The following is a 12,033-nucleotide window of genomic DNA, read 5'->3' on the forward strand; positions in this document are numbered from 1 at the left end:
ATAAATGCGCCTTGAATTGAAAAGCCTGAGAAGCTCTGAATTGATCATCTATATAATAGAATTGGTATAAGTACAAGGATGTACAGGTATTGAGTGTTCGTTGATTGCAGCTTGAAATATCACGGGAATAGTATTTATCATGGGCCAGTTAGATGACAAAAGTTAGGAAATATAAAGGTTTTATTATATAAGTGTTTTTTTTAGTCGCCTTCAGGCTATGTACTTTATGCTTTAGAAGGTATTTTCTGCAATAACTCTTTGTTTCAGCTTAGGTTCAATATTTATTGTTAGAATTAATCCTTTCAGTTTCTATTTTGACTAATTTAAAGTGTTTAAAATACAATATATTAGATAGTTTCACTATACTTGTTTTTAATGTCCGTATTGGTTTTCCTGATAGGAGTTGTTTTGATTAATATATTGAGGACATATAGCAAGGTCAGTTTTCTTTTTAGTCTTCTTGCTTTGTTAACTGCCTGTAGCTTTCAAGCTCAACGTCCTGCTCCTGTGGTTAGCTTGTCTAATGAGCGTTTTTCTAATTACCCTAAAGGCTCTATCAAGACGCCTTATTATCGAGTGAAAAAAGGCGATACTTTGTACTCTATTGCTTGGGGAGCAAATTGCGATTTTACGGATATCGCGAAGTCCAATTCTTTGACGAAACCTTTCATCATTTACCCTGGTCAGATTTTAAAACTGACAAAAACTGAGAAAAACTCTAGTGGTCATACCAGAGTGAAGTCAGTAACTACTACGGCTAAAAAACCGATTAACACTAGTGTTAACAAAAAGAATCAAACGGTTAACAAAAAAGAGGTGGCCAAAAAACAGACCGTTGAGGTGGTTAAAAAATCACTTGATCAACCGAGCAAGTCGGCGTACCCTTTAACAGGTAGTAAACAAACTATCAACGAGGTTATCCACAAACCGAAAACCTCTTTACCAAATAAAGTGAGTTTGTGGCAATGGCCAGTAAAAGGCAAGTTAATAGGGACATTTTCTGCTAATGAGCAAGGCAATAAGGGAATAAAAATTGCTGGCGTTAGAGGCCAGTTAATTAAAGCCGCTGCAGCGGGTCGAGTGGTTTATGCTGGTAATGCGTTACGTGGTTATGGCAATTTAGTGATTATTAAACATAGTGATAACTATTTAAGTGCTTACGCTCATACTGAAAAAATATTAGTCAAAGAAAAACAATTTGTTCAAGCGGGTCAAACCCTTGCCAAGATGGGCAGTACAGGTACGGATAGAGTCATGTTACATTTTGAAATCCGTTATCTTGGCAAGTCAGTTAACCCGCTTAAATATTTACCTAAATACGAGTGATTTAGGTGCCGTTTTGGCAATGGGAGGATAGCACATTGAAGTAGTTTAACATCGTGAAATCATGGGAGATCCATTATGGGCCGAACTAGAATCGCAGCACAGACACAGCCACTCGTCGATTTATCCAAAGATGAATCTGATCTAGCACTAAGTCATAAGGATGATGAACGAAAAGATGCTGATCTTGATCAACAAGTTCAAGACGATATTCAAAAAAACTTAGATGCTACTCAACTTTATCTCGGTGAGATAGGCTTTTCTCCTCTACTGAGTGCAGAAGAAGAAGTTTACTTTTCTAGAAAATCCCTTAAAGGCTGTGAAAAGTCTCGCAATCGTATGATCGAAAGCAATTTGAGACTCGTCGTGAAAATTGCCCGTCGTTATAACAATAGAGGTTTAGCTTTACTTGATTTGATTGAGGAAGGAAACCTTGGTCTTATTCGTGCTGTTGAAAAGTTTGATCCTGAACGTGGATTTCGTTTCTCGACTTATGCGACTTGGTGGATAAGGCAAACGATTGAACGTGCGATTATGAATCAAACACGAACAATTCGCTTACCTATTCATGTAGTGAAAGAATTAAATGTTTATCTTAGAACGGCAAGAGAGTTAGCTCATAAACTGGATCATGAACCTACAGCGGAAGAAATTGCCGAGAAATTGGATTTATCCAGTAGTGACGTGAGTCGAATGCTTAAGTTGAATGAGAGGATCACCTCCGTTGATACCCCTCTTGGTGGTGAGAGCGATAAAGCCTTATTGGATGTATTAGCTGATGATGATAATGTTGGGCCTGACTATAAGGTTCAAGATGAAGATATGTCCAAATCTGTTGTTAAATGGTTGAATGAACTCAATACTAAGCAAAGAGAAGTCCTTGCGAGACGTTTTGGTTTACTAGGCTATGAGCCTTCAACATTGGAAAATGTGGGTAAAGAAATTGGTTTGACAAGAGAGCGAGTAAGACAAATTCAAGTTGAAGCGTTAAAGCGTTTAAAGGATTTATTAGGTGCTCAAGGTTTGTCTGTGGAGGCAATTTTTAAAGTCTAATTTTTTTATCGTAAATATTAATCAATTAAGCCCGTTTACTCGGGCTTAATTGGTTCTATACCCGTGATACCTGAAGATGCATGTTTTCAGAGCCTGTAAAAGTACCTAACCTGAACTCGGGATAATGAGTGTCAACAATATTATGAAATTCATTTAATATCAGCAAATTAAATAAAATTGGGTTATCCTTTATTTTCAAAATTGGCTTAATACTGCAATTTTTGTCGATATCAAGGCGAAATTTCGTATCTAATAGCAGGCTATTAGTAGAAAGCACAACACAGATAGGGGCAAAAATAGCGCTATTAAGCGGCGCTGCTTATCCCGAGTTCAGGTTACCTAATTCAAGGCGTATTATTGCAAGAATGCTGGTTGCCTTTTAAAATGATACAACGCAGAAGTCGGTGCTTTTACAGACTCCCAACGGGCTGGTTTAAAAGCCTTTTATACTGCGTTACTGAACATCAGCTTAGAATAACTAGGCACGCTGTTCAAAGCCTTGTCTAAAAGGCTTTTAATTCCAGCTGAATCCTGCATCTTCAGGTGTCACGGGTATAAAGCGTTATGAATGCTGCAGTTGTTTAAGTTGATACAAGCATTCTAAAGCTTGTTTAGGACTAAAATCATCGGGGTTGATTTGACTTAAGGTTTCAGACAGCACGGATGGTGCAACCTCGGGTAATGGTGCTAAAGGGGCTTGATGTGCTGAGCTTCCAGTTTGTTCGCGACTTTCCAATTGGTGTAATTTATTTTTTGCCGTGTGAATGACACTGGCGGGAACACCTGCAAGTGCGGCAACTTGTAAACCATAACTGCGACTGGCTGGGCCTTCTTGTACAGCATGCATGAATGCAATCGTATCGCCGTGTTCGACGGCGTCTAAATGGACATTTTCTACATTATCCAGTTGTTCGGGTAACTGGGTTAATTCAAAATAATGGGTTGCAAAAAGGCTCATTGCTTGAATCGTTTTTGCTAAATACTCTGCCGCAGACCATGCCAGTGACAGTCCATCATATGTCGAGGTTCCCCTGCCTATTTCATCCATTAACACTAAGCTTTGTGGGGTCGCATTATGCAAAATGTTTGCGGTTTCAGTCATTTCAACCATGAAGGTGGAACGTCCAGAGGCTAAGTCATCTGATGCACCAATACGGGTGAAAATCCGATCAATGGGACCTATTTGTGCGGCTTGTGCGGGCACATAAGAGCCAATGTGAGCCAGTAAGGTGATAAGTGCAACTTGGCGCATGTAAGTTGATTTACCGCCCATATTAGGGCCTGTTACAATTAACATCTTTCGCTGGTGATTGAGTGTAACAGGGTTAGCAATGAACGGATTTTGACTCACTTGTTCGACAACGGGATGGCGACCCGCTGCAATGTGAATACCTGTGTTTTCAGTTAACTCTGGGCAGGCATAATTGAGTGTTTGTGCACGCTCTGAAAAATTATTCAATACATCAAGCTCTGCCGCTGCTGTCGCAAATGCTTGTAGTTCATGAATTTTGGGTTGCAGTTGCTCAAATAAGTCTTCCCATAATTGTTTCTCAATCGCTAACGCTTTACCTTGGCTAGAAAGGACTTTATCTTCATGTTCTTTCAATTCAGGAATAATGTATCGCTCGGTGTTTTTGAGCGTTTGTCTGCGTTGATAATTCAGTGGGACTAAATCGGATTCACGGCGGCTGATTTCAATATAGTAGCCGTGTACGCGGTTATAGCCGACTTTGAGTGTTGTACAACCCGTTTGTTCTTTTTCTCTGGCCTCAAGTTGTGCTAAGTAGTCTGTGGCGCCTTCGCTTAAGTTTCGCCATTCATCTAAATCGGCATTATAACCTGTACGTATAACACCTCCATCACGAATGAGCATAGGAGGGTTATCGACAATGGCTCTTTCGAGTAAATCGAGTTCTTCGGGAAACTCTCCAATAGTACAGCTTAAATATTGCAGGTGTGATGCGTTCATTTGCTTTAGAGTCTGCTGAAGATCAGGTAATAACCTTAAGGCATCCCTTAAACGTGCAAAATCTCTAGGCCTTGCATTTCTAAGCGCTAAACGTGCTGTGATCCGTTCGATATCGCCTAATGTTTTTAATTGTGTAAATAACGCCTCAGAGACTTGTGTTTCAATGAGTTCTGCGACGGCATTTTGTCTGGATTTGATCGCACTATGATGGCGAAGAGGTTGATGGATCCACCGTTGTAACATACGACTGCCCATGGCCGTTGCCGTATTATCGATAATAGAAGCTAAGGTATTATCTTGGCCGCCTTGCAAATTTTGAGTGAGCTCTAAATTGCGGCGTGTGGCGGCATCGAGAATAATACTGTCATCTTGATTGAATCGAATAATGGCATTGATATGCGGCATGGCAGTGCGCTGGGTATCTTTAACATATTGCATTAAACAACCGGCTGCTTGTAGAGACAGTTTTGCATCACCTAAACCAAAGCCATGTAAATCTTTGGTTTTAAATTGTTCTAGTAATAACCGATAACTCGTATCAAAATCAAATTCCCATTCAGGTCGTCTACGAGTGCCTCGATAATTTTCGATGAGGTAAAGTTCATCGAAATCTTCACTGTAAAGAATTTCAGCAGGGTGTGTGCGCTGTAATTCTGTTTCAAGTGCGGCTTTATCTACTAACTCTGCAATGACAAAGCGGCCCGATGCGACATCGAGCGTAGCATAACCATAACCCGTTTTACCTTGGTACAGCGCGGCAAGTAAATTATCTTGTTTTTCTTGCAGTAAGGCTTCATCTGTCAAGGTTCCTGGTGTGACGATACGAACGACTTTTCTTTCTACAGGGCCTTTTGAGGTTGCTGGATCGCCGACTTGCTCACAAATTGCCACCGAGGTTCCTTGCTGAACGAGTTTGGCCAAATAGCCTTCGACGGCGTGATAGGGAATGCCAGCCATTGGAATGGAATTGCCGCCACTTTTACCTCTGGCTGTTAATGATATGCCTAATTGTTGCGATGCATTCTTAGCATCGTCATAAAAAAGCTCATAAAAATCACCCATTCGATAGAAAAGTAGCATGTCAGGGTGTTGCGCTTTTAAGGTGAGGTATTGGCGCATCATTGGCGTGTGTTTTTCTAAATTTTGAAGGTTTATATCAGTCATTTTAATCACTTATGAATTTACCGAAAGGGTGCTGTTGAATCATTTTACAAAGTAAAACACTATGTGAAGGCAAATTGAATCTTGATGCCAATTAAAAATAGGAATGAAAAATGGTCATGTTATTACTTTGTTTTATTGAATGACATTAGGTTTAGCAGTGTCTTTGACCCTACCTATAGTACCAATATTTTAATGCTTTGGAATGGATTTATTCGCGGAAATAATCAAATGGAGTAAATGGTTTTTCTTAGTGACTCTTGTAAAAGCGGTTTTTAAAATGAAATAGAAAAATTAATCAACAGGACTTGATACTGTATGATTGTACAGTATACTAGATCACATATTGAGGCTCATATTTATACCAATTGAGTTCTCATAAATGAATTTAACCCGCATAGCGAGATGGTAAGGATAATAAGCATGAAGATAGATCCGAATAAAGAAAAAGCACTTAATGCCGTATTAGGACAGATAGAAAAACAGTTCGGTAAAGGTTCTATCATGAAACTGGGAGAAGATCGTTCAATGGATGTTGAAACGATTTCTACAGGCTCATTGTCATTGGATGTCGCGCTAGGCGCTGGCGGTTTACCTATGGGGCGTATTGTTGAAATTTATGGTCCTGAGTCTTCTGGTAAAACAACGTTAACATTGGAAGTTATTGCTTCTGCACAAAAAATGGGTAAAACCTGTGCTTTTATTGATGCAGAGCATGCGCTTGATCCTATTTATGCTCAAAAGTTGGGTGTCGACATTGATAATTTACTTTGCTCGCAACCTGATACCGGTGAGCAAGCGTTAGAAATTTGTGACGCATTAACCCGCTCTGGTGCGGTTGATGTGATCATTGTTGATTCGGTTGCCGCGTTAACACCGAAAGCTGAAATTGAAGGTGAAATTGGTGATTCACATATGGGGCTAGCTGCTCGTATGATGAGTCAAGCCATGAGAAAATTAGCGGGTAATTTAAAGCAATCGAATACATTGCTTATTTTCATTAACCAAATTCGTATGAAAATTGGTGTGATGTTTGGTAACCCAGAAACCACTACTGGTGGTAATGCGCTTAAGTTCTACGCCTCTGTTCGCCTTGATATTCGCCGTACTGGTGCGATTAAAGATAGAGATGAAGTTGTCGGTAATGAAACGCGTGTCAAAGTGGTTAAAAATAAAATTGCGGCTCCTTTTAAACAAGCTGAATTTCAAATTTTATATGGTGAAGGGATTAACAGTACTGGCGAGTTAGTTGATTTAGGTGTGGCGCATAAACTTGTTGAAAAATCAGGTGCTTGGTACAGTTATAAAGGTAGCAAAATTGGTCAAGGACGCGCCAATGCGGGTAAGCATTTAATTGAAAACCCCAGTATTGCGGCGGAAATCGAAGCCAGCTTACGTGAGATGTTATTGAGTAAAGGGGGATCTGCTGAGACTCAAGCCGCCGAACCAACGGGTGATAATGTCGATCTAGAAACAGGTGAAGTCTTCTGAGTCAAAGTGCCAAACAAATTGCGGTCGCGCTATTAGCGCGCCGTGATCATTCTCAATTAGAGATCAGAACGAAATTAGCGCAAAAAGATTTTCCTGATGATGAAATTGAAGCTTGTCTGCAGTTTTGTTCTGAAAAGGGATATATCAACGATGAACGTTTTGCCCTGCTTGTCGTTAAAAGCCAAGTGAGTAAAGGACATGGCGTCAATCGAATCCAACAAGTGTTAACCCAAAAAGGCATTACCAAGCTGATCTGTCAGCAAGTATTGTTTGATACTGAATACGACTGGTTCGCCCTTGCTAAGGCTAAAGCGTTCAAGAAATACAATGGGCGTCCAGTGGCTGATTATAAAGAAAAAGCAAAACGTATTCGTTATTTATTGGGACAAGGCTTCCGTTATGATGAAGCGCAATATGCTTTGGATGAGAATACATAACCTTTACCCTATGAGTTGGATAGGCTTTAATTGCCCTATTGTTTTTATCCTGCTTATTCTCTTTATTTAGCGGATAAGCAGGCGTTATTTTTTCTTCATTATTTTGTTTTAATTCCACAATCAAATATCACTTCTTTCTCTTTATACTGCATTGTTTGCCTGCGCCGTAGAAACTGGCATATTGCCGTAGCTTGGGTATATAATGCACCATAAAATTATACCTTGCGGCATTGATTAAAGCCGCTGTGAGCCTTATTCAATTCAGGACGATGTCATGTATCAAACCACTAAAGAGTTAAGAAATGCTTTCCTGGAGTATTTCGGTACTCACGGCCACGAAGTTGTCGATAGCAGTTCTCTTGTTCCAGTCAATGATCCGACCTTACTTTTCACTAATGCGGGTATGAATCAGTTTAAAGATGTATTTTTAGGTGCCGATAAGCGTAGTTATAGCCGTGCAACGAGTTCACAGCGTTGTGTTCGAGCGGGTGGTAAGCATAATGATTTAGATAATGTGGGATATACGGCTCGTCATCACACATTTTTCGAAATGTTAGGGAATTTTAGTTTCGGCGACTATTTTAAAGAAGATGCGATCCGTTTTGCTTGGTCTTTTTTAACTGAAACACTCAAGCTGCCAAAAGAAAAGTTGTGCGTCACTATCTACGAGACAGATGATGAAGCTTTTGAGATTTGGAATAAAAAAATTGGTGTTGCAGAGGAGAACGTGATCCGTATTGGAGACAATAAAGGATCAGCTTATGCCTCGGATAACTTTTGGCAAATGGGCGATACAGGTCCTTGCGGGCCTTGCACTGAAATTTTTTATGATCACGGCGAGCATATTTGGGGCGGACGCCCGGGAACGCCAGAAGAAGATGGTGATCGCTTTATTGAAATCTGGAATATTGTCTTTATGCAGTATAACCGCCAGGCCGATGGCGAGATGCATCCTCTACCTAAACCTTCAGTTGATACTGGAATGGGGATTGAGCGCATTGCAGCGATTATGCAAGGTGTGCATTCGAATTATGAGATAGATATTTTTAAGCAGTTGATTGCAAAGGCTGCAGATATCATAGGTGTGAGTGATTTAGAGAATAAATCATTGAGAGTGATTGCCGATCATATTCGTTCCTGCTCTTTTCTTATTGCAGACGGTGTGATGCCGTCAAATGAAGGTCGCGGCTATGTATTAAGGCGCATTATTCGCCGTGCTGTGCGTCATGGTAACAAGTTAGGCGCGACTGACGCATTTTTCTATAAGCTGGTGCCGACGTTAATTGATGTTATGGGTGATGCTGCTAAAGGATTAGTGCAAACGCAAGCCATTGTCGAGAAATCATTAAAAGCAGAAGAAGAGCAGTTTGCACGTACATTAGAGCGTGGATTAGGGATTTTAGATACCGCGCTTAACAAGCTTGAAGGTGATGTTTTAGATGGTGAAACGGCTTTTAAATTATATGATACCTATGGTTTTCCTGTGGATTTAACGGCGGATGTGTGCCGTGAGCGTGAAATAAGTGTTGATGAACCTGGTTTTGACGCTGCGATGGCGAAACAACGCAGTCGTGCTCAAGCTGCAGGACAATTTAATACTGACTATAACGATACTTTAGTCATTGAAGAAAATACTGATTTTTGTGGTTATACGGATTTAGCTTTAGATACTGAAGTCATTGGTATTTATCAAGATGGTCAGGAAGTTAATAGTGTCCATGTCGGTGATGATGCGGTTATTATTCTAAAGCAGACCCCTTTCTATGCTGAATCTGGCGGGCAATGTGGTGATAAAGGCACATTGTGCACGCAAGAAAGTGCATTTACAGTGTCTGATACTCAAAAATACGGTCAAGCTATTGGTCATATTGGAAAAGTAACACAAGGTACTATTACTAAAGGTCAACAGTTAACTGCCAGTGTTGACAAAGAGACTCGTCAACGTACTGAGTTAAATCACTCTGTCACCCATTTACTGCACGCTGCATTACGGCAAATCTTAGGGTCTCATGTAACGCAAAAAGGCTCGTTAGTGGAACCTGACAAACTTCGTTTTGATTTTTCACATTTTGAAGGAGTGAGTGCCACAGAATTACGAAAAGTAGAGCACCTTGTGAATGAGCAGATCCGTCTCAATCACCCTTTGCGCTCAGAAGTGATGAATATCGATGAGGCAAAAGAGAAAGGCGCAATGGCGCTTTTTGGTGAAAAGTATGATGCCCAAGTCCGTGTTGTCACTATGGGTGACTTTTCCATTGAATTGTGTGGTGGAACCCATGTGGGAAGAACGGGTGATATTGGCTTGTTTAAAATTACCTCCGAAGGGGGGATTGCTGCTGGTATTCGCCGTATTGAAGCTGTTACCGGCGAAGCCGCAATGAATTATATTGCTAAGCAGCAAGTTGAGTTAGCCACCACTGCTGAACTTTTAAAAGCGGATCCTTTGTCGGTTGTGAGTAAGCTGAAAATACAACTTGATCGTAGCAAGTCTCTTGAAAAAGAGTTGGCGCAGTTAAAAGATAAATTGGCTGCAGCAACGAGTGCCGATTTAGTGAGTGAAGCGCAAGAGATTAACGGTATTAAAGTCCTTATTAAGAAACTAGATAATGTTGAGCCAAGTGCATTGCGTGGCCTGCAAGATGAGCTGAAGCAAAAATTAAAGTCAGGCATTGTGGTATTGGCTATTGCGAGTGACAAGAAAGTTAATCTTATCGTGGGTGTGACTAAAGATTTAACCGCTAAAGTGAAAGCGGGTGAACTCGTCTCTTCGATTGCGGCACAAGTGGGCGGAAAAGGAGGAGGTCGCCCAGATATGGCTCAAGCTGGAGGCAGCCAACCTGAGAATCTAGATAGTGCCTTGTCTCAAGTTCAACCTTGGCTTGAAGAACGATTGGCGTGAATAATTAACCCTTGATATGATTAAATACTATTGTATCTAATTGTTAATTTGGTAATTGAGTGCGTGTAAATGTGACGCACTTTTTTACATATTGAGCTTTGATTGTTACCCTGAATGTTGTTGTTATTGCGTTAAAGCGACACTTAGCTGGAGAACTGATTTTATCTTTTCAAAGGTGTTTTTATTCATTAAGGTTTAAGCTTATTGAATGGTAAAATCAATTAAATTTACATTTTTTATTTTAAGTTTATGTTTGTTATGGTTTAAATTGAATGATGCTAGAATCCTGTATTGGAAAGCTGTGCTTTATCGCGAACTTTAATTTGCAATTTAGCTGGGAGTGTTTAGGGTTAAGTTATAATTAAATGACGCTTTTCGAATAGAGTACTATTAATTTGTACTAAGCTAACCTTATAATAAGCACATAATAGCGGAAATAATGCCGTACGAAACTGAATTAGGAATTAAAGGAGCAAGATAATGCTGATATTGACTCGTCGTGTTGGTGAAACACTGATGATTGGTGACGAAGTAACAGTTACTGTATTAGGCGTTAAAGGTAATCAAGTACGCATCGGTGTGAATGCGCCGAAAGAGGTTTCAGTGCATCGTGAAGAAATTTATCAACGTATTCAGTCCGAGAAAGCGGGTACGCCTTCAGAAGGTGGCAATTTCTGAGAGTATTAGGCCTAATTCTTTCATTGTGACCGTTTATAAGAACCAGCATTTATGCTGGTTTTTTTATGGAAAGAGATTTTAAATGGGTCTATTGCCTCAAATCTAGTGTTATGAGCAAGGAAGGCAGCGCCGTGGGATCTTCTATGTTATACCAATTCTACTATATAAGTGATCTTTCAGCGGGAATTCAACATACTGTAGGCAAGGTCGTTAATTGCTCCTGCATTAACAGACAGTCCCACCATCCATGGCGGTCGCGGATGATTGAAGCTAATAGTGATTCTCGGCTTGGGTTCAAACGTCGCCCTATCTCCTTCATCCATGAAGTCGTATATCGAAAGCATCTAAGTCACATAAAGTATGTTGAAACCCGCACAAAGTGAGCTTCTCAGACATTCCAGTTCAGCGTTGCATTCATTTGAAAGGGATCACCATTACAGCATAAATGCGCCTTGAATTGAAAAGCCTGAGAAGCTCTGAATGGATCATCTATATAATAGAATTGGTATTAAAAGGGCTAGCAAGCTCTGGTTGGCTATTTGTTGGTAGAGGTTGAGTTATCACGGGTATTGCCTACCTTATTGTGTGATTAACGCTTAAACCATCTTTATTGTCGTGCCCTTCTCTGTTTTACTGACATATCATGTTGTTTGTAAGAAGTTGCTGGCTTGCATCACACAGGCTTTGCTTTCGCTGCATATGTTGAAGCATGTCATAATGGCCAGTGTGATATATTCTGATGGCATTGAGACGGTTTCATTGAAAATTGATTGCTATGTTTTTTCTTTTTTGGTGTTTTTTAATACACAGAGAGAATTAAGATAGGACAATAATATATAAACTCGCTTTATATAACACCAATATGATTAAAAACAGTTCAAACAGCAAAGGTTTATTAAAAAGGGTTTGACTTATTTTCGGCAAACAGTAATATGTGCGCCAAGAAACGGAGAGGTGGCCGAGTGGCCGAAGGCGCTCCCCTGCTAAGGGAGTATGGGCTTTATCTCCCATCGAGGGTTCGA

Annotated in this window: 8 protein-coding genes; 6 read left to right on the plus strand and 2 right to left on the minus strand. The window is 40.2% G+C overall.

Annotated elements, in window-relative coordinates; genetic code table 11:
- The first annotated feature begins 417 nt into the window (after nt 1-417).
- Both Q0791_RS22715 and rpoS read left to right on the plus strand, forming a co-directional pair.
- A complete protein-coding gene (locus Q0791_RS22715) occupies nt 418-1,326 on the plus strand; it encodes a peptidoglycan DD-metalloendopeptidase family protein (RefSeq protein ID WP_299011468.1) in 909 nt (302 codons plus the stop codon).
- A gap of 75 nt (nt 1,327-1,401) precedes the next feature.
- Nucleotides 1,402-2,376, plus strand: coding sequence for an RNA polymerase sigma factor RpoS (rpoS, locus tag Q0791_RS22720; protein ID WP_299011461.1), 975 nt, complete (start codon nt 1,402-1,404; stop codon nt 2,374-2,376).
- 562 nt (nt 2,377-2,938) lie between these two features.
- Here rpoS and mutS read toward each other — a convergent pair.
- Complete coding sequence (gene mutS / locus Q0791_RS22725) at nt 2,939-5,509, minus strand: DNA mismatch repair protein MutS (RefSeq protein WP_299011462.1); 2,571 nt, start codon at nt 5,507-5,509, stop codon at nt 2,939-2,941.
- Between the two features lie 420 nt (nt 5,510-5,929).
- Here mutS and recA point away from each other — a divergent pair, with 420 nt between their 5' ends.
- From recA to csrA, 4 genes are all read left to right on the plus strand, one after another.
- A complete protein-coding gene (gene recA, locus Q0791_RS22730) occupies nt 5,930-6,997 on the plus strand; it encodes a recombinase RecA (protein WP_299011463.1) in 1,068 nt (355 codons plus the stop codon).
- A 62-nt stretch (nt 6,998-7,059) separates the two neighbouring features.
- On the plus strand, nt 7,060-7,434 hold the full coding sequence (locus tag Q0791_RS22735; protein ID WP_299011470.1) for a regulatory protein RecX: 375 nt from the start codon (nt 7,060-7,062) through the stop codon (nt 7,432-7,434).
- A gap of 274 nt (nt 7,435-7,708) precedes the next feature.
- Entirely contained in the window at nt 7,709-10,333 is a 2,625-nt protein-coding gene (alaS, locus tag Q0791_RS22740) for an alanine--tRNA ligase (RefSeq protein ID WP_299011464.1), read from the plus strand.
- 480 nt (nt 10,334-10,813) lie between these two features.
- Nucleotides 10,814-11,011, plus strand: a complete 198-nt coding sequence (gene csrA / locus Q0791_RS22745) for a carbon storage regulator CsrA (protein ID WP_248939279.1) — start codon at nt 10,814-10,816, stop codon at nt 11,009-11,011.
- An 816-nt stretch (nt 11,012-11,827) separates the two neighbouring features.
- Here csrA and Q0791_RS22750 read toward each other — a convergent pair.
- Nucleotides 11,828-12,033 (minus strand): hypothetical protein (locus Q0791_RS22750; protein ID WP_299011466.1); only part of this gene is annotated, 206 nt, incomplete at its 5' end.

Origin of the sequence: uncultured Shewanella sp. (genome assembly GCF_947495455.1) — a bacterium.
GTDB lineage: Bacteria > Pseudomonadota > Gammaproteobacteria > Enterobacterales > Shewanellaceae > Shewanella.

Coding starts and splice junctions, on each gene's coding strand:
- recA (WP_299011463.1), top strand. CDS start 5,930: ATGAAGATAGATCCGAATAAAGAAAAAGCACTTAATGCCGTATTAGGA.
- csrA (WP_248939279.1), top strand. CDS start 10,814: ATGCTGATATTGACTCGTCGTGTTGGTGAAACACTGATGATTGGTGAC.
- mutS (WP_299011462.1), bottom strand. CDS start 5,509: ATGACTGATATAAACCTTCAAAATTTAGAAAAACACACGCCAATGATG.
- rpoS (WP_299011461.1), top strand. CDS start 1,402: ATGGGCCGAACTAGAATCGCAGCACAGACACAGCCACTCGTCGATTTA.
- alaS (WP_299011464.1), top strand. CDS start 7,709: ATGTATCAAACCACTAAAGAGTTAAGAAATGCTTTCCTGGAGTATTTC.